The 19,989-nt window shown below is 60.6% G+C and carries 19 protein-coding genes; 13 read left to right on the forward strand and 6 right to left on the reverse strand.

The window, feature by feature from the left end; translation table 11 throughout:
- Positions 1 to 1,281: a beta-ketoacyl-[acyl-carrier-protein] synthase family protein gene (locus FZZ92_RS11650; protein WP_226397957.1), complete on the forward strand. Its 1,281-nt coding sequence runs from the start codon at positions 1 to 3 to the stop codon at positions 1,279 to 1,281.
- Here FZZ92_RS11650 and FZZ92_RS11655 read toward each other — a convergent pair.
- Both FZZ92_RS11655 and FZZ92_RS11660 read right to left on the reverse strand, forming a co-directional pair.
- Complete coding sequence (locus tag FZZ92_RS11655) at positions 1,232 to 3,250, reverse strand: capsular biosynthesis protein (protein ID WP_226397956.1); 2,019 nt, start codon at positions 3,248 to 3,250, stop codon at positions 1,232 to 1,234. The genes FZZ92_RS11650 and FZZ92_RS11655 overlap by 50 nt on opposite strands.
- Before the next feature lie 40 nt (positions 3,251 to 3,290).
- Positions 3,291 to 5,288 carry a capsular polysaccharide biosynthesis protein gene (locus tag FZZ92_RS11660; RefSeq protein ID WP_226397955.1) on the reverse strand — a complete coding sequence of 666 codons (1,998 nt, stop codon included), beginning with the start codon at positions 5,286 to 5,288 and terminating at the stop codon, positions 3,291 to 3,293.
- A gap of 32 nt (positions 5,289 to 5,320) precedes the next feature.
- Between FZZ92_RS11660 and FZZ92_RS11665 the strand changes: the two genes are divergently transcribed.
- Genes FZZ92_RS11665 through FZZ92_RS11700 form a run of 8 tightly spaced genes read left to right on the forward strand, consistent with a single transcriptional unit; the run spans position 5,321 to position 14,529 of the window.
- Complete coding sequence (locus FZZ92_RS11665; protein WP_226397954.1) at positions 5,321 to 6,001, forward strand: acylneuraminate cytidylyltransferase family protein; 681 nt, start codon at positions 5,321 to 5,323, stop codon at positions 5,999 to 6,001.
- 26 nt (positions 6,002 to 6,027) lie between these two features.
- Positions 6,028 to 7,335, forward strand: a complete 1,308-nt coding sequence (locus tag FZZ92_RS11670) for a DUF6716 putative glycosyltransferase (protein WP_226397953.1) — start codon at positions 6,028 to 6,030, stop codon at positions 7,333 to 7,335.
- Positions 7,332 to 8,360: a DUF6716 putative glycosyltransferase gene (locus FZZ92_RS11675; RefSeq protein WP_226423273.1), complete on the forward strand. Its 1,029-nt coding sequence runs from the start codon at positions 7,332 to 7,334 to the stop codon at positions 8,358 to 8,360. Before FZZ92_RS11670 ends, FZZ92_RS11675 begins: the two co-directional genes overlap by 4 nt.
- A complete protein-coding gene (locus tag FZZ92_RS11680; protein WP_226397951.1) occupies positions 8,357 to 9,676 on the forward strand; it encodes a DUF6716 putative glycosyltransferase in 1,320 nt (439 codons plus the stop codon). The genes FZZ92_RS11675 and FZZ92_RS11680 overlap by 4 nt, the downstream gene beginning before the upstream one ends.
- 38 nt (positions 9,677 to 9,714) lie before the next feature.
- Positions 9,715 to 12,000, forward strand: coding sequence for an N-acetylneuraminate synthase family protein (locus FZZ92_RS11685; RefSeq protein WP_226423287.1), 2,286 nt, complete (start codon positions 9,715 to 9,717; stop codon positions 11,998 to 12,000).
- Positions 11,997 to 12,914 carry a hypothetical protein gene (locus FZZ92_RS11690; RefSeq protein WP_226423274.1) on the forward strand — a complete coding sequence of 306 codons (918 nt, stop codon included), beginning with the start codon at positions 11,997 to 11,999 and terminating at the stop codon, positions 12,912 to 12,914. Before FZZ92_RS11685 ends, FZZ92_RS11690 begins: the two co-directional genes overlap by 4 nt.
- A gap of 3 nt (positions 12,915 to 12,917) precedes the next feature.
- The gene (locus FZZ92_RS11695; protein WP_226423275.1) at positions 12,918 to 13,694 is read left to right on the forward strand and encodes a sulfotransferase family protein; all 777 of its coding nucleotides are present in this window, start codon (positions 12,918 to 12,920) and stop codon (positions 13,692 to 13,694) included.
- Positions 13,678 to 14,529 carry a sulfotransferase domain-containing protein gene (locus FZZ92_RS11700; RefSeq protein WP_226423276.1) on the forward strand — a complete coding sequence of 284 codons (852 nt, stop codon included), beginning with the start codon at positions 13,678 to 13,680 and terminating at the stop codon, positions 14,527 to 14,529. The genes FZZ92_RS11695 and FZZ92_RS11700 overlap by 17 nt, the downstream gene beginning before the upstream one ends.
- Positions 14,530 to 14,542: 13 nt before the next feature.
- Here the strand turns inward: FZZ92_RS11700 and FZZ92_RS11705 are convergent, their stop codons facing one another.
- A complete protein-coding gene (locus FZZ92_RS11705; RefSeq protein WP_226398033.1) occupies positions 14,543 to 15,229 on the reverse strand; it encodes an SDR family oxidoreductase in 687 nt (228 codons plus the stop codon).
- 83 nt (positions 15,230 to 15,312) lie between these two features.
- On the opposite strand from FZZ92_RS11705, the gene FZZ92_RS11710 reads away from it, so the two are divergent.
- The 3 genes from FZZ92_RS11710 (at position 15,313) to FZZ92_RS13155 (ending at position 16,295) form a co-directional block, all read left to right on the forward strand.
- Positions 15,313 to 15,528, forward strand: coding sequence for a Nif11-like leader peptide family natural product precursor (locus FZZ92_RS11710; protein WP_226423277.1), 216 nt, complete (start codon positions 15,313 to 15,315; stop codon positions 15,526 to 15,528).
- A 27-nt stretch (positions 15,529 to 15,555) separates the two neighbouring features.
- Entirely contained in the window at positions 15,556 to 16,092 is a 537-nt protein-coding gene (locus tag FZZ92_RS11715; protein WP_226397947.1) for a PAP/fibrillin family protein, read from the forward strand.
- A 68-nt stretch (positions 16,093 to 16,160) separates the two neighbouring features.
- A complete protein-coding gene (locus FZZ92_RS13155; RefSeq protein WP_255453091.1) occupies positions 16,161 to 16,295 on the forward strand; it encodes a hypothetical protein in 135 nt (44 codons plus the stop codon).
- Between the two features lie 10 nt (positions 16,296 to 16,305).
- On the opposite strand, the gene FZZ92_RS11720 is transcribed toward FZZ92_RS13155, so the two are convergent.
- The 3 genes from FZZ92_RS11720 to FZZ92_RS11730 form a co-directional block, all read right to left on the reverse strand.
- Positions 16,306 to 16,812: a DUF2808 domain-containing protein gene (locus FZZ92_RS11720; protein ID WP_226423278.1), complete on the reverse strand. Its 507-nt coding sequence runs from the start codon at positions 16,810 to 16,812 to the stop codon at positions 16,306 to 16,308.
- A gap of 98 nt (positions 16,813 to 16,910) precedes the next feature.
- Positions 16,911 to 17,429 carry a hypothetical protein gene (locus tag FZZ92_RS11725; RefSeq protein WP_226423279.1) on the reverse strand — a complete coding sequence of 173 codons (519 nt, stop codon included), beginning with the start codon at positions 17,427 to 17,429 and terminating at the stop codon, positions 16,911 to 16,913.
- Positions 17,430 to 18,143: 714 nt separating this feature from the next.
- The gene (locus FZZ92_RS11730) at positions 18,144 to 18,416 is read right to left on the reverse strand and encodes a DUF3303 domain-containing protein (protein WP_115022469.1); all 273 of its coding nucleotides are present in this window, start codon (positions 18,414 to 18,416) and stop codon (positions 18,144 to 18,146) included.
- Between the two features lie 802 nt (positions 18,417 to 19,218).
- Here FZZ92_RS11730 and FZZ92_RS11735 point away from each other — a divergent pair.
- Entirely contained in the window at positions 19,219 to 19,974 is a 756-nt protein-coding gene (locus FZZ92_RS11735) for a CsgG/HfaB family protein (protein WP_226397944.1), read from the forward strand.
- Positions 19,975 to 19,989: the final 15 nt, after the last annotated feature.

A 19,989-nucleotide genomic window follows, 5' to 3' on the forward strand; every position in this document is an offset into this window, starting at 1 on the left:
GTGGCAGTGCTGCAACAGCTCTCCCAGCGTGTTTCGATCGTGGGCTGGGGGTCAGTCTCACCCCTGGGCTGTGACGCAGGATCAACCTGGGATGGCGTCTTAGCAGAGCGCTCCGGCATCCGCGCCCTGAGCGCAACCTGGAGCGACGATCTGCCGGTACGCATTTCAGGCTGCGTGCCCGATGCCGCCACAGCATCCCTGGAGCCGCTCCTTCTGCGCCGCTCCGATCGCTGCGCCCAGCTCGGACTCCTGGCCGCCCGGGAGGCCTGGGCCATGGCCACCGCAGCCATCGGAGGCATCGATCCAGCGCGCGTGGCTGTGGTGCTGGGCACCGGCATCGGCGGGCTCCACACAATGCATGAACAGCACACCCAGCTGACCGCCGGAGGACCGAGCCGAGTCAATCCCCTCACCGTGCCAATGCTGATCCCCGACGCAGCAGCCGGCCAAGTCGCGATCGACCTGGGCCTGCATGGTGGTGCGCACACCCCCGTCTCGGCCTGCGCATCGGGAGCCGAGGCCATGATGCTGGCCCAGATGCTGCTCAATGATGGGCGGGCCGATCTCGTCCTAGCCGGCGGCACAGAAGCACCAGTGAACCGACTGGGGCTCGTGGGCTTCTCCGCGATGAGGGCCCTGTCCTCCCGTAATGATGCCCCTGAGAAGGCCTCTCGGCCCTACAGCAAAGACCGGGACGGTTTTGTGCTCTCAGAGGGTGCCGGAGTGCTGGCAATGATGCGGGAGGTAGACACCCCGTGCGGTGCTGCACTGGGTTGGCAACTGGCCTGCGGCAGCAGTAGTGACGGCCATCACATCGTGGCTCCTGAACCTCAGGGCACCCAGGCCAGCCTGGCGATCGAGGATGCCCTACGGCGGGCTGGAGTTGAGCCTGGCGATCTATGCGCCGTCCAAGCCCATGCCACCGGTACAAGCTTAGGCGACCTCGCCGAAGCAAGGGCGCTGCGGCGCAGCCTGGGCTCTGCCGCCGATCACATCCCGGTCTTCGCACCCAAGGGCCAGCTCGGGCATCTGCTTGGAGCCGCGGGAGCCGTCGAGGCAATTCTCGGATTGCAGGCACTTCGGCAGGGGACGTTGCCCCGCAGCATCAACTCCGATCCTCTCGACCCTGAAGTGGAGCTCGCCGTGACCAGCCAAGGGCCAATCGAACTTTCTGACTCAGGTGCAGAACGGCTGATGCTCAAGAACGCCTTTGGCTTCGGCGGACACAACATCAGCCTTGTGCTGTCTGCTCCCTGTAGTACTGCTGAACGGCAGCGCTGAAACCCTCCCGGTCGCGGGGGTCAGCGGGCAGCTTGAGATCATCCGCTCGCCCACGGCGGCAGTAAATCGTGCCCAATGGCGCTGTCAAACGACCCAGCAACAGCTGCAGCGGTTTGTAGCGCGCGCCGACGGCCCCCTCCAATCCGTCGTAGCTAAAGAACCAAGGCACCACCCGGCCGCCGTAATGATGGGCAAGCATGAACGCACTCGGCGACACCCTCTCCTCAATCGGCGTCACAAGCGAGCCGTTGGGAGCAATCATGATTTCGCCGTGATCCCTTAACAAGGTTGAGGCATTCATCATCCCGGCGAGGCGGGACTGGGGCTGGCGATGGTCCAGAACAGCCGAGCCTGCGTTGCGCGCAGCAGCGGCATAACCGGGCAGCACCCAGCGCAGGTGCAGCTGCGCAGTGGTCAACCCCGGCAAACGCAGAACCCCTTGAGTCACAAGGCCATCACAGGGACTGCGGTGATTGAAGATGTGCACCAGGGGGATGTCGGCCGGTTCCGAGGGTTGGCTGTCATCCACCACCACCTGTATGCCCAGGGCCCGCAAAGCCACAGAGGAAGCCAGGGCCATCAAGGCTGCTGCCCAGTCCGGTCGCCGCAGCAGCATGGCCGGTAGCTGCAAGCCGTAAAGCGTGAAACCCAGGGCGGCCCATGCCAGCCGTGCCATGAGTCGCCCTAGCAACAGCACAGGATTACCCAGCGGCCCTGATTTCGGGATCGGCAGTCTGGGGCTGGGGGGGAGCTGACGGGCTTCCGGACCGATCGGGAACGTGGTGCGGAAGGGGAAATCTCCATCGAAATTTCCATTCACCTGCGTGGTGAGCACCAAATGGTTGTAGAAGCGATAAAACAGAGCCCGATCACTGGGCTGAGGATCACACCAGAACGCATTGAGCGGCTTCTGATCCGTCAGACCCTCCAAGTTGTAGAAGGTGTTCCCCATCGTTTTGGTGGGCACCGCATGGAACAAAGCCTGCAGACCCACGGTGCTGTTCACCGTGATCACCCCACGGCAAGTCCGCAGGTATCGGCTGAGGGGGCCATCGTGGATGTAATGGACCCGGCCGGAGACGCCGTATTGCTTGGCGAGAAGCCGGATCAGAGAGGCGTAGTTGTTGTAGCCCCGATCCCGAGGATGGTGCTTGAAGGCCAGATGGTCGGAGGCGTGGGCATGGCCGGCGAAAGAGCGGATGACGTCTTCAATGAAGTCATGCATGCCGCGATAAGGCGACCCCATCTGAATCTGCGAATCACTCGAGACCTGCAGAACAGCAAGGAAAAAAGAGAGGTGTTCCAGCAACCGCTGCTTCACCGATCGTTCTTGCCAGCGATAAAGCCAATAACGCCAGGTGCCGCGCACCTGACACCAGAGGAACCCTGGTGAGGGCTGAAGCTTGTGCTCACCCTCAATAATCGGGTAGCGGGTAAAGGCGTGCTGAATAAATGTGGGAGCCTTCCAGGCCTTACGCCAGCGCCAGCCCGGATCCAGCACGATATTTTGCGGCAGCTGGTCGCACTGGGGCAACGCCCTGTAGAAGGCTGCTGGCTGGTTGAGGTTGGAGCGAGCATTCACCCGGTCCCGTTCCAGGGTCACGTAGTTCGGACGCAGGTAACCCAGCTCAAACACCCAGGCCTCAATGCCGAGGTTCTGTGCCTCTTCAATCGCGATCCGGTGGGGAATGGTGAAGTCGCCATACATAAAGATGTGGCGTATTCCCCTCTCTTCGATCAGCCGGCGAAGGAAGGGCCGCCACGACTCCATCCCCTTGCTGTACGGCACACAGACATCGGCCGGGAAGCCGAATTCCTGCAGGGGGAAAGCCACCTTGGTGACCGGAATGCCGCACCCCTGCAGGTAGCTACAGAAGCGAGCGAAGAACAGACCGATGGGGCCCATCAACAGCAGAACCGGTCCGTCGATCCGCACCTGCACTAGAGCTGGCGCCCGTCCCCTGGCCAAACTGCATCCCGCCCATGAATGAGCAAAATCCTGGCACGCCTTAACGGCGCCGGAGCCTGCCCCAGTGGCGGAACAGGGCCTGCACAAGCGTGCGCCGCTGCGGTGGAGCGGCGCGCCAAGCCACCAGTTCGTCGATGGCCTGCTCCGGCGTAATGAACCAGCCGCTGTCGCGGCTGACATAGCGGGGATAGTCGATCAGTGCGGCATGAACCAGCTCATCCAGCAACAAGGGCCGCTGACGGCGGCCGCAATGCTCACGGTCGTGGGTGAGTCCCCAGCCGGCATAAAACGGCAAGCCCCAGCAATGCACCTCCAGGCCGCGCAGCAACGCCTCAAACCCCGCCAGCGATGTGAGCACGTGCAGAGCGTCGATCTGAGTGAACAGCTGCTGAATCGAGCCCTGCGGCAGCACAACATCACAGAGCTCGGCGGCATCTTCCTCGCCAGCACCGGCACGGCAGAGGCCGGCCACAACATCCGGATGAGGTTTGTAAACGAGATAAGCCTCCGGCTCCGCCGCCCGCACCGCCGCCAGCAAGGCACGGTTACTGCGCAGGCCAGGGGCGCCATAGCGGATTGACGCATCGCTTTCCACCTGTCCGATCACCAGCACAACCCGACGCTGACCAGCAGGACGAAGCCAAGGCTCGGCCTGGAGGTTGTATTTGGTGATCGCCTCCTGCACCAACCGCTGACGCAATGCTGAAGCCCTCTGCCGTTGCGCAGAGGTCCACTGCCCCGTTGCCAGGTGTGTTTCCAGATCGCTGGGTCTGGTGGCGTCGTAATAAACGCCCTGGTGATCCACCACCCAGGACACCGGATCCACCAGATCAGCCCCCAGTCCGACCGAGCGGAGAAAACCGTCTTCCACCTGCAGCACAGGCAGCTGCCGACGCGCAGCGGCCTCGAGCAGCCGCGGCCTGGCTCGGCGGCCCCAGACCACCACAGCATCAACGCCCTGCGGAATCCGCCGCCATGGGGCTCGAAACCGCAGCTGACCGCCTGCCATGAAACGACGCAAATTGCGCTGTTTCCAGGGCGTGAAGCCGAAGGCCACACATCGCCTCGGCTGTTGCCTCTGCAGGGTCCGCTGTAAACCAATCGCATCCATCAAGGTTTCGATGCTGCAGGGCTGATGCCGGTGGGGGTCGATGCAGCGGCAGGCACCTACTAGTGCGGCATGCACCAGGGCCTCAAGGCTGGCTCCCTGGCGTCGCCGGGCCGGGGCTTCACATCGGTCATGGGTGAGCCCCCATCCGGCATAGAAGGGCATGCCGAAGCAGTGAACAGGGCGCCCCCACAGCAAAGCCTCAAATCCCATCTGGGAAGTGACCACATACACCGCCCGAGCCCCCTCGAGCAGCTGCGCGGGATGGCCACCATCCGCACTCAAGCGAACGCGGGGCTGGGCCAGATCCCGAGCCTTGAAATGGCCCCGGGCGCGGCCGGAGATCACATCCGGATGCACCTTCAGCACCACCGTGCAGTCGGGATGTTCGACCAAGGCGGCCTGAAGCATCCGCTGAAAACAATTGGCATCGGCCAATCCGAGAGCGATCGATCGATCCCCGGCAGATTGATCTACCACCAGCACATAGGGCTCCTGGGGAGCTTCCGCCTCCACGGGAGGGTTCACCTTGCTGAGCCGCTGCTCGCGCCAGAGCCTCTGCAGTGCGCGGGAACGATCGGCCTCAGCCGCGTTAATCGGCGCCGCAATCAACTGCTCCATTCGGCTGGGGGCCGTTGCATCGAAGTGCACCCCCAGCTCATCCACCAGCAGACCAAGCGGTGGGTGAGCCCGGCCCTTGGCCACGGAGCGCAGCAGACCGTCCTCGAGATGCCACACCGGTAGCCCCCAACGGCGGGCGAGGTGCTCTACCCGCAGCGCACTGGGCCGCCGCCCCCAGGCGAGCAGAACGTCCACATCACGACGACGGCCCGGCACCAAACGATCCGGCGCCATGAGCTGCGGCAGTGAGCGGTGCGCAAGCATGCCCCGGGCAGGAACACCGAGCCGCAGAGCAGCAGGCCTGGTCATCGGGTAAGACAGGACGCACTGAATCCTCACCGATGGCAGTCCCCCGTGGCGCGCTGGCCTTGATCCCCGCCCGCGGTGGATCGAAGGGAATTCCGGGCAAGAACCTGCAAACGGTGGGCGGTGTGCCTCTGGTTTGCCGCAGCATTCGTGCTGCCCAGGCCAGCCAAGGCGTTGGCCGGGTGGTGGTGAGCACAGACGATGACGCCATCGCGGCAGCCGCCGAAGTCGAGGGCGCGGGTGTCATTCGGCGCCCCGCAGCCATCGCCGGCGACACCGCCAGTTCGGAATCGGCACTGTTACATGCTCTCGACCTCCTGGAAGAGCAGGGGCCCTTGGAAACCAAGCTGGTTTTCCTGCAATGCACCTCCCCGTTCACGACTGGGGCGCAAATCGATGCGGTGCTGACTGCCTTGAGCCCAGAACGCTGCAACAGCAGCTTCGCCGTCACCCCATGGCATGGCTTCCTCTGGCGCGCCGATGGGCGGGGCATTAACCACGACCCTGAGCAACCCCGCCAACGCCGCCAGGACCTGGAACCGGCTTTTCTGGAAACCGGCGCGATCTACGCCATGCGCGTCGCCGCCTTCCGGCGCTGCGGCAGCCGCTTTTGCCGTCCGTCAATCCCGGTGGTGCTGGAGCAGATGGGGCCAGAAATCGACACGCCCGACGATCTGGCCCTATGCCGCAGCATCGCGGAACAGAAAGCCGAGTAATTTTGCTCGGCAAAGTGTCGGAGTCGATGGCGCCCGCAGAATCCAAGCGCCTCCTCGGCCGCAAGGTCACAGCTGTTGCCTGCTTCGACTCCTTCGGGAAGCTGGCGATGACCATGCTGGCTGCCTGCCGGCGGGAGGGAGCTGAGACCACTCTGTTGCTCCTGCAGCTGAACAACCGGGCCCTGTCCAGGCGGCAGCGCCTCGAAATTCGGCGGATCGATCCCAAGATCCGCATTGAAAAACACAACTGGAACGATCTGCGCCAGCTCTGTGGCGCCATGGCTGGGGACGTGGATGGATTGATCTTGGGTCTGGATGGCCAGCGCAGCCGCGATGCTCTGCTGCAACTCCAGAACATTTGGGCGCATCAAGAGCAACGGCCACGCCTCATCAGCGCTTACCCGGGAATCCTGTTCCGGTTTGGTCTCGAAGGGATGATGGATCGGTCGGGCGCCGACTTGCTCTGTCTCAACAGTGCTGACGATCTGGCCCTTTATGGGCGAGGTCGCAAGGCCCTCGGCCTCGACAGCAGCAATGCCGTGGTGACGGGCCTGCCGATTCTCTGGCACACAAAACCGCGCACGGCAGTCCCGGAGAACCCATCGATCGTGTTCTTCGAACAGCCCTCGATTCCGGTGCATCCCCTACAGCGCCGGTTCCTTTGTGAGCAGATCAAAGAGCTAGCCGCGGCCTGGCCCGATCACCCCGTGATCTTCAAACCGCGAACGTCGAGCATCGAGAGCACCCTGCACCGGCGCCATGGAGAGATGGCGAGTGTGATCGACAAGATGACGCGCGATCAGCCGAATCTTCGCCTCAGTTTCAAGCCCGCCACCCGACTTCTGCGCCAGTGCGGTTGCGCCATCACCGTCTCATCGACGGCCGCCATGGAATCGATGGCGATGGGCATCAGCACACGCATCGTCGGTGATCTGGGTGTGACCGAAACCCTCGGCAACCACTTCTTCGCCAGTTCGGGCGCCATCGCCAGCTTCGCTGCGATCAAGGCCAACCCCTTCGACATAACCCATGACGCTCAGTGGCTCGAGCAGCAAGGCCTGCAGCGGGACGGTGAGGATCGCTTCATCACGGCCTTAGTCGACCGACTGAACAGACCGGCCACACCCCTTGGAACCTCAAACCATGGTCCCCTGAGCTGGGGCAGCAGTGACTGGCAGAAGGCCGCCTTGCGCAACGGCGGCCGGCGGATGCTGAGCAGTGGTGGCGCACGCTCCAGCCAGCGCAAACGGCACCGCACCCGGCGCATGCTGCGCAGCCTGCGGGACAGTGTGGTGGGGTTCGGCTGGCTCTCGAAACTGCTGCGGGAACGATGACCCTTCTGCTGGTCAGCGACGGAGGGCTGGAGCGTTCCGCCTGCTTGCTGATGGCAGAGGCGCTGGAACACCAGGGTCAGCGCTGCATCACGGCTGGGCCAAAACTTCATGGACACCAGCCCCTGGCCACACCTGCACAGCAGCTGAACATCGATCTGCAGCATCTGCCCGCACACCCTCTGTTGGATCAGGTCTCAGCCATTGGCTTGTTCCTGGAGAAGCCAGAGCAGGTTCAGCACTTCATCGAGACCTATCAAGGCCTCTGTAACGCGCGCGGTCGGCGCGCGGCGAAGCTGTTCAGCGGCCCCCTCGTGCCCTTGGTGGGCGATGCCCTGATCCGCGATCTCACGCTGCGCATGGGCTGTGATCTTCTTGTGGTGAGCGGCGAACACCAGCGCCGTCAACTTCGATCACTCACCTTCAACTGGCCCGCCAGCCTGCCGACGCCGCCCGTGATCAGCACGGGCTTCTGGTTTCCCCAGACCACACCCTGCGCTCCAGCCCAGCAGCCCCTGCTGCTCGCATTGATCCAAGAGAGGATCCCCACCCACATTGGAGCCCGCGATCAACTGCTGCGCCAACTCAACACCTGGGCGCGGCAACGGCCGAAATGGACCGTGATCTTGCAACGCGACCACAGCTGGAGCTCGACGACGGCGCTCATGCCAGGCGACGCACCCCTCGCCGAGAACTTGGTGGAAGCCTCACCAGGCCAGCTACTGCCACTGCTGGGATCCTGCACCGCCTGCCTGACGGTGAGTTCCCCTTGGAGCCTGGCAGCGATGGATTGGGGCCGCATCCCAATCATCGTGGGCGACTACGGCATCCATGATGAACAGAACACGACGGGCTTCTTCGGCTGCGGTGCCATGCATCGCCTGCGCAGCATCCCCAACCTCGATGCCGTGAACGCGCTGCCAACGGCGAACCGAACCTGGCTCGATGGCATGGGCGCTGACATCAAAGACGGACCGAAGCGCCTGATCGAAGCCCTGAGCGAGCTTGCCCGCCAGGACGTGAGATGACAGCGACACCGACCCGGCCCACGCTCAACGTGCTGTTGATCGCTGACAGTGACAGCCAACTGCTGGCCTGCGAGGCCCTCTGCGGCGCTCCGACCGCACTGAACGTGCATTGGACCCTCAACGTGATTCCACGGGATGGAACACCCCAGGGGTTGTTGCAACGCCTCGGTCAGCACGTCACCCTGCGCCATCAGGGCCTGGCTCGGCTGCTGAGCGATCAGCGTCTGCAGAGCTTTGATGCCATCGGCGTGTTCTTGACGGGCAGCAAGCTCAATGACATCCGTCTTGCCCTGCAACGGCATCCCAAACGCCCCTTGCTGTTCTGTGGTTTCAACGGCGTGGTGCTGGACCACTTCATCGAAGGGGTGAGCTGGCGGCTTGGCTACGACCTGATCTGCCTCAGCGGACCGCGTGATCAAGAGGCCCTGGCCCAGCTGGTGGAGGGGACCCCATTTACACATCAGCGCACCGTGCTCACCGGTCTGCGGCGCAACGCCCCCAGCTCAGACCTGGTTCCTGTCGCCCAGCGTCCGCGGCGCCTGGTGTTTGCCGAGCAAGTGATCATGCCCGCATCACCCCCCGAACGGGCCCGGCTGGTGCGTCTGCTCAGCGATCTGGCCATCCGTTCGCCCAACTGGGAGGTGCTGATCAAACCCCGAATCGCGCCGGGAGACGCCACCTTTCATGACGTCGAAACCCACATCAGCACGACCCTGCAGCAGACCCTGGGGGTGCCTCCCGCCAATCTGCGGCTGGACTATCGCCCGCTGCCGGTGTTGCTGAAGCAAGCCAGGCTGCTGGCCACCCTTTCCTCGACAGCTTTTTTCGACGCCCTCGACTTCGGCTGCCGGACGATTGCCATTAGCGATCTGGGCCTGCAACCGGACTACGGAGGCCACGTTTATGCGGGCAGCGGGGTGTGGCGCTCCCTGGAAGCCATCCCCAACCTGGATGCCCTTGATGCCGAAGGGCCATCCCCGGATCCGCGCTGGCTGGAGTGGATGGGCTACGGGCAGCAATTCAGCCCCTCCGCCCTGCTCCAGGCCCTGCAGGAGCAGAAAGGCCAGCCACCGCAATCCCTCCCCAGCACGAGCGGCTACCCGGGCAATGCCCAGTCCAGCTTCAACCAACTGCGGTTGGGAGCGGAAGCCGCCATCGCCACTGGCGACTGGAGCAGTGCTCAGGAACTGCTGTGCCAGGCGGCCCTGATGCGCCCGCTCCACCGCGGCGTCGCCCGTCGATATTGGGCTGTCCGCCAGCCCAACCCACTGCTCCGGCAGATCGCACTAGTGATCTCTTACAGAGATCTGAAGTAAGTTCGACGACTGACTCAACCCAGGTGGCCGACAGAACGGTGAGAGGCATCCTGATTGAGCGAAATTTCACCCAGTTTGTTGTCTTCGCGGAAGACAGCATCCTGTCGGCGCTGAGCAAGATCACGGCCAACCAGTCACGCCTGATCTTTGTTGTCTCGGAAAGCGGCATCCTCCAGGGTGTCCTCACTGATGGCGACTTCCGCCGCTGGATTGCCGGTTGCGGAGAGATCGACCTGAACCGGCCGGTCACCGCCGCCATGAACGCCAACTGCCGCTCGGCTGCCGAGGGCACCAGCGCAGGTGATCTGAGCGCATTACTCAACTCACGCATCATCGCGCTGCCCCTGCTGGACAGCCATGGCCGCATTGTCGCGGTGGCCCGACGTGCCACCGATGGGCTCCAAATTGGCTCCCATCGCATCGGCGATGACGCCCCTTGCTTCCTGATCGCCGAAATCGGCAACAACCACAACGGCGATCTCGACATCGCTCTCCAACTCATTGATGCAGCCCACGCAGCGGGAGCGGACTGCGCCAAGTTCCAGATGCGGGACATGAGTCGGCTGTACCGCAATGCGGGCGACAGCAACGACATGGCTTCAGATCTGGGCACCCAATACACCCTGGATCTGCTTGAGCGCTTTCAGCTCAGCGACGATGAGCTGTTCCGCTGCTTTGATCACGCCGCCAGCAAGGGGCTGGTACCCCTCTGCACCCCATGGGATGAAACCAGCCTCGACAAGCTCAACCGCTGGGGGATGGAAGGCTTCAAGGTGGCGTCGGCAGATTTCACCAACCACGCCCTGCTCTCCAGCCTTGCGGCCACAGGCAAGCCCCTGATCTGCTCCACCGGCATGGCCTCCGAGGTGGAGATCCGCTCCGGCATCCGTCATCTCCAAAATGAGGGGGCTGGCTATGTGCTGCTCCACTGCAATTCCACCTATCCGACCCCGTTCAAGGACGTCAACCTCCGCTATCTCGAGCGTTTGCGTGACCTGGCCGAGGCTCCCGTGGGCTATTCCGGCCATGAGCGGGGCATCGAAGTGCCCATTGCCGCCGCCGCCCTTGGCGCCGTGGTGATTGAGAAACACATCACCCTCGATCGATCCATGGAAGGCAACGATCACAAGGTGAGCCTGCTGCCCGATGAATTCGCCCAGATGATCCACGGCATCCGCCGGGTGGAGGAATCGATGGGCAGCAGCGGCGAACGCAGCATCAGCCAGGGCGAAATGATGAACCGCGAGGTACTCGCCAAGAGCCTGGTCGCCACCTGCGACATCCCCGCCGGTATGGAGATCACCGAAGCGATGGTCGGCATCCAAAGCCCGGGGCAAGGGCTGCAGCCGAACCGTCTGGAGGATCTGATTGGGAAGACGTTGCCGGTGAGCAAAACCTCCGGGGACTTCTTCTTCCCCTCAGACCTCGAGACCCCGGCCGCCGCCCCGCGCGCCTACCGCTTCCAACATCACTTCGGTGTTCCGGTCAGGTATCACGACATTGAGAGTTTTTCCGCCACCAGCAATCTCGACCTCGTTGAAATCCACCTCAGCTACAAGGACCTCGAGGTCAACCTTGATCAGGTGCTGCCGACACAACAACAGCTCGGCCTGGTGGTGCACGCCCCTGAACTCTTTGCAGGCGATCACACCCTCGACCTCTGCAGCGCTGATTACGACTATCGGCGTCACTCGATTGAGGAACTCCAGCGCGTGGTCGACATTTCCCGTGACCTGCGTAGTCGCTTCGACTGCCCCGATCCCGTCCTTCTGGTGACCAACGTCGGTGGCTTCTCAGAGCACCACCATCTCGAGCGCACTGAGTTGCAACCGCTGAGGCAACGCCTGATTGACAGCCTTCAGCAGATCAACACAGCTGGCGAATTAGAGATCATTCCCCAGACCATGCCCCCCTTCCCCTGGCACTTCGGTGGGCAGCGCTATCACAACCTGTTTGTCGACACCGACTTCATCCAGGAGTTCTGCAACGAAACGGGCATGCGCGTCTGCCTGGATGTGTCCCACTCCAAGCTCGCCTGCACCCACCTCAATGCCTCCTTCAGCACCTTCCTCAAGGCGATCCTTCCCTTCACGGCGCACATGCACCTGGCCGATGCGAAAGGTGTCGATGGTGAAGGCCTACAGATCCACGACGGTGAAATCGACTGGGTCCAGTTGTTTGCCCTGATGGACCAGTTCGCCCCCAAGGCAAGCTTCATTCCCGAAATCTGGCAGGGCCACAAAAACAACGGCGAAGGCGCCTGGCTTGCCCTCGAACGCCTTGAAGGCTGTCTTGAGTCCAGCCCACAACGGCAGGTCGCGTGATTCAGCTCAAACCGAGCCGGATTGTTCTGCATTGCGGGCTGCACAAAACCGGCAGCACCTACATCCAGCGAAACCTGCAGACCAACCGAGAGCTGCTACTGGAGCATGGGGTGCTGTATCTCGGACCCAAGACCTTCAAAAAGCGTTGCTCCGAGTTATGGCGTCACCTGCAATGGGGACGTAGAGATCGAAAAACGTCCACAAGACTGACCTCACAGACCAGAACCACTCTGCTCGAGCTGGCAGGGGAGCATCCGGAATCGATCCACACCATTGTTCTGTCTTTCGAGGCCATTTTCGGCACATTGCGCAGCGGCCTTGCGGAGCCACCACGCAGAAAACCTCGCAATAAGGAACACAGGACGGGCTTGTATCGCTATGCCAAGTCGCGCACCAAACGCTTAATGGTCGGGTTGGAAGACAGTCTTGAAGAGCGTTCTATCTCGTGGAGCATCCTGTTCGCCAGCAGAACCCATGAAGCGTTCATCCGCTCATGCCATACCCAGCTGCTCAAGGAAGGGCGACTCAATCCCGAAGCAAGTCACTTCGACACGTTCCGACGAACAGCCGATTTCTCTTACACCGACCCCAACCACCTGGAGCAGACCCTCTCAAAGCTGGGTGGTAAACGCGACCTTAATTTCGTGAGCATCAACTATGAACAAGCCAGCGATCCTCATGAGCCCAGGACCTTTTTGTGGAATGTGCTGAAGCTGGCCCTGCCCGAGCAAGCCGACCGGCTCAGACAGCAGCTGGGAGCGAACACGGACAACGTCAACCTGAACAGAAACACCAATCCAGGGCTGAACGAACGGGGGGTTGAACTGGCCATCCAGGCGCGACCGCTGTTCAGCCGCAGCGAATGGAAGCTATTTCGCAAATTCCTCGAAAAAAATTTCGCCAAAGTCCGTTAATCCATGGCACAACCGCATCACTTCATCCGGATGAAACGCCACAACCTTCTCTATGGGCGGGTTCCAAAGGCGGCAAATTCCTCGATCAAAGCGGCACTATGCCGCTTGCTCAGCGAAAGGCCTCCAAAAGGCACCAAAACGACCTCTGACAAGTTCTGGCAGCACGAAACCAATAAGGAAACGGAGCTGATCACCCTGCGCCGTGCGCGCAAGTACCGGCGCAGCCATTTCAGCTTCAGCTTCGTGCGCAACCCGTTCGACCGACTGATCGCGGCTTACAACAACAAAGTGATCGAAATCGAGGAGCCACCTCTGCCGATGCAGAACATGGGAATCACCCATGGCATGTCGTTTGACGCTTTTCTCGATGTCTTAATCGAGACACCGTTCAAGCACTATGACGTTCACGTTTTGCCCCAGAACCAATTGCTTTGCATCGGCAATCAGATCGTGCCGAAGTTTGTGGGACGCGTTGAACAGATCAACGAACACTGGTCTGAACTGCGCGACATCCTGGCCCGGAATGGGATCGATGTGATGGAATCTTTACCTCAGAAAAATGTGCGACGGAGTGATCGCGGCGGCCTGCAGAGTTACTTCAACAGCGATGCTCTAATCGAAAAAACAATGCAAATTTATGGGGATGATGTGCGTCTTTTTTATAATGATGTGTCTGTGGATCAATTGATCAAAAATTCCCCCCTGCCGACGATCAATCCCTTGCGCAGTACGGGATTGAAGCTGTCGAACTGGCTCCGGACCCATGGCTTCGGGCGCTGATCGAAGAGGTTGGCTGGAGTCCTGGCTTTGCAGGCATCAGATCAATCGCAGCCTGCAGGGATGGCACGACCACATAGCGGCGGTCTACCGCTCTCAATTGCCCTCGTTCATCATTATTGGAGCAGCCAAATCGGCCACAACAAGTCTGGCCACGGCGCTGCGACGCCATCCCCAGATTCAGATCAGTAAGTCGATGGAGCCGAAATTCTTCGGCCGGAACTATCTGCGGGGCTGGGAGTGGTACGCGAATCAGTTTGCGGCGGATCCTCGGCGGCCCCTGCGGGGTGAAGCCAGCACGATGTACACCTCGTCCTATGGCTCCTACGCCAGAACACCGGAGCTAATCCACCACCACCTCGGCCCCATTCCGCTGATCTACCTGGTGCGCCATCCCCTGCGAAGGATTGAATCCCACTGGCGGCACTGGCGCGGACGCATCAAGGACTGCCCGTCATTTGATCAACTCCTCCGCTCGCCTCGCCTGAGGCAACGCGTTGTGGAGGCCTCGCTCTATCACCAGCAATGGCAGCGCTACCGACGCTGGTTTCCGCAGCAGTCGATGCTGAGCGTCACCACCGAAGAACTCAGCGCGCACCCGCAAACCAGCCTGCGACGCATCCTGAGCTTCATTGGCGCAACCCCGGATTGCTCCAGTCTGCTGGAAAAGGGCGACCTGCCGTTGATGAATCTGGCGGGGTCCAAAGGACGACGCGAGGTTGCTGCCCCCAGCTGGAACGACGAGCTCAAACAGCAGACGATTGCCTTGATTCGCCCCGACAGCGAACAGTTCCTGGCCAGCACAGGCCGGCCCAGCAGCACCTGGACCTGGGAGTAACTCCCGCCCTGGATCAACCGAGCTGATCCAACCACTCGCCCAGATTCTGCTGAGGCTGGGCAGGCGAGCTGGTGATTTCGAGGATGCGACCACAGGCACGCGGCTGCTCCAAAGCGTCTAGGCACACCTGGGCCACGAGGCGCCGAGGAATACTGTTGCTCTGCTGTTGATCCGCCTCCGTCACCAGCACGCCCTCCGTGATGGCGCGACTGTCGTCTTCGCTGAGGCCTCCAGGCCGGATCACGGTCCAATCCAGACCGCTCCGTTCCAAGCAGCGCTCACCAACCCGCTTCCAAATCAGGATCAAGCCAAACAGGTTGAGGGGATGCAGCCAACGGCCGGCACAGAGGGAACTCACCAGCACAACACGCTGCAACCCCAGGGAGCAGCAGGCCTGCAGCTGGTCCTGCACCCCCCAGGCATCCACCCGCAAGGGGCCCGCCAGGTTGATCGAAGGGCGAGCACCGGTGGCGATCACCAACTCCGTACAGCCCTGCAGCGCATGAAGCAGTGCTTCCGCCGTGTCCAGCTCCAGCCGACGCACATCAAGGCGCCCCTCCTGCTCGGCTTGGGCAAGGGCAGGGGGCAGCACGGAAGCGGGCCGAACAATGGCTCTGACAGATCGACCCCGCTTGAGCGCCTCGTCTACAACCCGCCATCCGGTTTTTCCAGAGGCGCCTGACACCGCCAGTTGAGTCATCCCACCAAAACTCGTCTCCGCACCAGTCAACAGACCAGCGTCAAGACCAGACCGGTCAGAATCAGCGCGAAAGCCCTAGCCGCATGAGTACGGATCAACTCCGGCAATTTTTTGCTCACATCTCCAGGGATCCATCCCTTAAGGAGCAGGTGCTGCAGGCCGTGAGTGCCGATGCTGCCGCCCTTATCGCCCAAAAGCTGGGCTACGAAGTCTCTGGCGATGAACTGCTGCGGTTCTCCGGCAAGAGCGCGTCGGGCGTCAGCGTCAACAAGATTCAGCACCCCGGTGAATACCACTAGAACAGCTGCAGCAGTAAAAGCCATCCCGTGGGGCATCACCGCGACCAACTGGTGCACCTGCTGCAGAAGAGACCCAGCGATCCAGACCTCCAGAGGCTGATCAACCGGGTGGAACAGGAGGATCCCGCCGACCTCACAACCTCAGCGAGCTTGCTGCGGGGGGTCTGGGAATTGCGCTGGAGCAGTTCCAAACAACCATGGCTGAAACAGGCCGCCGGGCTGGAGAACCTGCAGGCGCTGGATCCAGAGCAGGGGCGCGGCTGCAATCTGCTGCGGCTTCGCGCCCCCTTCGGCGCACTCGGCGGCATCAATCTGCAAGCCGAGCTGCAAATCGCCGACAACAAGAGGGTCGAGGTGCGGTTTCGCCGGGGAGGCTGGATGGGGCCATTCCTGCCTAACCGGCAACAGTTGAGCCTGATGCGACAGGTTCAGCAGAGCACTCCGGCCTGGCTCGACATCACCGTGCTGGATCAAAAGCTGCGGATCTGCCGCGGTAACGCAGGAACAACATTCGCGCTGCTGAGACGTAACGACTTGAACCTGAGTGAACTCTTGGGCGTATGAGGAGTCGCAAACAAGGCTGGAATTTGCCAACCAACTGAGCCAGAACCGAAGGGCTTGAATTCGTCCTGATGGCACGCCTTCTTCAGATTCTGCAGGGATCCAGCAACAGTGCCGATCTGGCGGCATGGACTGCCGTGATCTTTGCCTCGATCACCGCACTTGTGATCTGGGGTCTTTTCAACGCTTACCCCAACATGCTTTAGGCGGTGCCAACTAGCGAAATTGGTCCTGCTCGTAAACATTCGAACGCAAGGTGGGGCCTACATAACGGACGGGATCCTCACCATCTGCCAGGAGTTCCGTGGACCATTGATAAATACTGGAGTCGGGATTAAAGCCACGGAAGACAACATTCACAGTCTGCCCCGGCTGAACCGCCGGAGTGAGTTGGATGTTCAAAACCCCTTCGGAATCTGAGACAACAGCAGAGGCCAAACCGGTTACTCCTTTCCCGCGAAGTGAGTAGTCGCCAAAATAAACCCGAGGTTCTAAGCGCCCCCAGTCCCACTGATCAATGTTGGGCAACTGACGTAAAACAATCGATCTCAAAGCATTGCCTGCATCCTCAGGAACTACAACAGTGATTGTGGTGCGATTGCGTAATCCTTCTGTGGCTTCAGGGTTATGAATCCTGACCCGCGTTGGGGGTCGATCAAACAACGATTGCGCGAGCGACGGCGCCTCCAGCAACAGCATCGGAGCCACTAAAAGCATCGCCATCCACTGTCGCTTCACCCGATTAACCCGACGAATGAAACAAGATTAGCCAGGGTGATCAGGTCAACATTGCAGGCCGAAGTGTCAGCCATCGACCGACTTCAGCAATGCCTGGCCAACAAGGATTCGACCATGCCGGTGTGGCCTTGAAGGGCATAGGCCTCGACTTCACGGCGGCGCTGCAGCGGCCCCAGCGACTGAGTCACCCGCAGCACATGGTCGGCCGTGGACGAGTCGAGATGGTGGGCAAAAAACTTGTCGACCTGAACACGGCTGAAACCACCCTGCGACTGCAACATCAAGCTGATGGTGGACGAGGACGGCGTGCCCAAACCAGCCAGACAGTCCTGAACCACATGGATGGCCTCATGGGTCAATACATCCAACTGAAGCCCTGGCTCATCGCGCAGCCCCTGCGACAAACACAGTCGGTTCACGCCCATGTTGTAAGCAGCTCGTTCGGCTCCGGGGCCACAACGATCAAGGCGATCAATAACAACAACAAGCTGCTGAAGCCTATCGATCAAACGATCCGTCCGAGCTGAAAGCGAAACCGCATGGGCAGGAGCGCCCCAGGCAACCAGCAACGCAATGGGGAGCAGCAGACGGAGGCCTAGCAAGCAAGACGCATCAGACGCACGCTGAGCCTAGGCCTGCGCTCAAGCCCGCTTCCAGTCAGATCGCCACCCAAGAGCCGCCTGAATTGCAATGCAGACCTATGGTTCTGAGGTGAGAGGGAGACCTCTTCGGGCGTGGTTGCTTGATTTGGTGGGTGGTGTCACGACCTACCGCCTCTCTCACACCTCATTTGACCAGGGGCGATCCACACAACAACAGGATGAGAGTGGGTCTTGAGGCTCTAGAACCCCACCATCAAGCCGTCATAAGAATCGAATCATCAGCCCAGAGGAGGCTGCAATGTTCGAGGTATTCAAGGAACACACGGGCCGCTGCCAACGCAGAACTTGCCTGACGCAGGAGATCGCCGGATAGCTGTCAGCTCTCGATCATCAGAACTTGATGCAGCTGTTGTGCCAGGTGGAGAAGCAAGCCTATATCGACGATGTCGGCATTAACCCGGAGGCAGGCATTGAGGGCAATTGATTGAGCATTGGCTCTCAACTTGCATTTGGCTGTCCATCAATGCGCCATGCAGAGCCAGCTCATAAATCCATCTGAACACTGAAGCCACAACTAAGGAGCCAATGGAATGAGCTCAGGCCAAGCCTCAGTGCACTTTGAATGCGTCAACCGGTCCGAGGGGGCCGGTTTTTGTGCGACTTGGGCTTGTGGAGCCCCCCGCATGAGCGAGGGGCAGCCTTCCACGCTGATGATCAGCTGTATGCCTTGGCGATCAGGGGGCCCGCCTGCTCGTCTGCCAGCACGGGGGTGACGTCCCAATCGAGGCACTCTGCCCACTCCGCAGCGTGCTCATAACAAGCATCAGCGTTGTCAGACTCCACCAGAATCCACCCCTCTACGGAGCCAGGCGCATGAAAACGCTTCCATGACTTGCACTCGGGAAAGGGCGCACCCGTCGCCAGGAACTTCTTGGCAGCAATTTCGTGGTAGCCGGTCTTGAACGACCAGTGCATCAAAAAAGTCATTGAAATGGTTGAAGCCGACGAAGATTCCCACACATCCGAAATCTTGTCTGCAAGTCAAATCACGTCACCACAGGGGTAGTGAACAGCGCAGCCAGCCAAACGTCACAGCCCGGTTTCTCCGGCAGGGGATTCATGCCCACGTCCGTGCGTGGCAAGGCAAAGAGTCTGGAGACATCAATCGGCGGATCGCTGCACAGACGAAGCTTGATCGGTGGGCATCGGCATCATGCCGTTCTGTTGTAAGTGGAGTGCCACGAAACCTGGTCCCCATACGACCCCCGCTGCAAACAGCCATGACCAAAAGGGAGATCTCACGAGAAGGTCTTGCAAAGCTGCTTTTTGAACTCAGCAAGGTTGTTCTACGGATTGAAATTCAAGGCCTGATTACGTCCTGATTAAGAAAAGCGGCCTGTTGGGTGCCTAGGAGTCAATTGACTGAATTGGGGGGATGAAAAGAGAACACAGCTCTAAAAACCAGCTGCCACAGGAACAGTGCAATGCGGGCATCAAGGGTCAGGGTTCAGACGTGACGGCCTGAGGTGTGTCCTCTTTGCATATTTAACTGAATCTTTGCTACGACGCGATCAACTCAAGCCAAAACAGTGCGGTTAGCGCGGTGGCCCCAACTGCCAAAGCGAACCATTGGTCTTTCAGGGTGCGAACCACGTTGCCTTAGCTGCTGCCCCAATAAACCAAGCTTTCAGAAATAAGACAGCCCCACCACCCAGTGGATTGAACCTATGAATGTTTTTTCTGCAGGTTGTGACTAGCTTTCTCGTAAGAAAGTCACTCCCTGAGGTTTATGAAACTCTCCTGGATCGCCGCCACAGCCTTGATGGTTTCGGGAGCAACAGTGCAACCCGGCTTGGCTCAGATTTCAGGAATGTCGTCAGGCCCTGTCACCGTTGCGGTGAAGGAGATCACCAACACGGCCACAGGAGCCTGGTGGTGGAGCCCTGCGGTCTCCAGCAAACTCACAGGAATGCTCGCCAATGAGCTGAAAAGCACCGGGCATTTCACTGTTGTCGAACGCCAAGGGCTGAAAAAAGTGCTCGGCGAGCAGGAACTAGCTGAGCTGGGCATCACCCGACAAGCCACGGCTCCCAAGAAGGGAATCATGACCGGTGCGAAGTACTACATCCTGGGCAGTGTCAGCGATTACCGCGAGAACACCGAAACCAAAAGTGGTGGCGGTGGCTTCAACATCATGGGCTTCGGCCAGCGCAAGTCGTCATCCTCCAGCTCGGCCTATGTCGCTGTGGATGTGCGCGTCGTGGACACCACCACCGGTGAAATCGCTTACGTCCGAACGATTGAAGGCAAAGCGACCTCCAAATCGGAATCAAAGTCAACTTCTGGAGGCTTGTATGGGGTCGGCTTCAGTGACAACCAGTCCTCGAGCAAGAAAGTACCCGCCTCCAAAGCTGTGCGGGCTGCGATGATCGAAATCAGCGAATATTTGAACTGTGTTCTGTATCTGAAGAACAGCTGCATCGCTGAATACGACGCGAAGGAGCAGCGGCGGCGGGAAGCGACAAAAGATGTGCTGGATTTCTGAACAGGGCCACTGACC

Source organism: Synechococcus sp. MU1611 (genome assembly GCF_020514255.1).
Classification (GTDB): Bacteria; Cyanobacteriota; Cyanobacteriia; order PCC-6307; family Cyanobiaceae; genus Parasynechococcus.

What these genes read in the sequence shown, in the direction of transcription:
- FZZ92_RS11670 (WP_226397953.1), top strand. Translation starts at nt 6,028, where the DNA reads ATGGCGCCCGCAGAATCCAAGCGCCTCCTCGGCCGCAAGGTCACAGCT.
- FZZ92_RS11735 (WP_226397944.1), top strand. Translation starts at nt 19,219, where the DNA reads ATGAAACTCTCCTGGATCGCCGCCACAGCCTTGATGGTTTCGGGAGCA.
- FZZ92_RS11700 (WP_226423276.1), top strand. Translation starts at nt 13,678, where the DNA reads ATGGCTTCGGGCGCTGATCGAAGAGGTTGGCTGGAGTCCTGGCTTTGC.
- FZZ92_RS11680 (WP_226397951.1), top strand. Translation starts at nt 8,357, where the DNA reads ATGACAGCGACACCGACCCGGCCCACGCTCAACGTGCTGTTGATCGCT.
- FZZ92_RS11720 (WP_226423278.1), bottom strand. Translation starts at nt 16,812, where the DNA reads ATGGCGATGCTTTTAGTGGCTCCGATGCTGTTGCTGGAGGCGCCGTCG.
- FZZ92_RS11705 (WP_226398033.1), bottom strand. Translation starts at nt 15,229, where the DNA reads ATGACTCAACTGGCGGTGTCAGGCGCCTCTGGAAAAACCGGATGGCGG.
- FZZ92_RS11675 (WP_226423273.1), top strand. Translation starts at nt 7,332, where the DNA reads ATGACCCTTCTGCTGGTCAGCGACGGAGGGCTGGAGCGTTCCGCCTGC.
- FZZ92_RS11695 (WP_226423275.1), top strand. Translation starts at nt 12,918, where the DNA reads ATGGCACAACCGCATCACTTCATCCGGATGAAACGCCACAACCTTCTC.
- FZZ92_RS11660 (WP_226397955.1), bottom strand. Translation starts at nt 5,288, where the DNA reads ATGACCAGGCCTGCTGCTCTGCGGCTCGGTGTTCCTGCCCGGGGCATG.
- FZZ92_RS11710 (WP_226423277.1), top strand. Translation starts at nt 15,313, where the DNA reads ATGAGTACGGATCAACTCCGGCAATTTTTTGCTCACATCTCCAGGGAT.
- FZZ92_RS11665 (WP_226397954.1), top strand. Translation starts at nt 5,321, where the DNA reads ATGGCAGTCCCCCGTGGCGCGCTGGCCTTGATCCCCGCCCGCGGTGGA.
- FZZ92_RS13155 (WP_255453091.1), top strand. Translation starts at nt 16,161, where the DNA reads ATGGCACGCCTTCTTCAGATTCTGCAGGGATCCAGCAACAGTGCCGAT.
- FZZ92_RS11730 (WP_115022469.1), bottom strand. Translation starts at nt 18,416, where the DNA reads ATGACTTTTTTGATGCACTGGTCGTTCAAGACCGGCTACCACGAAATT.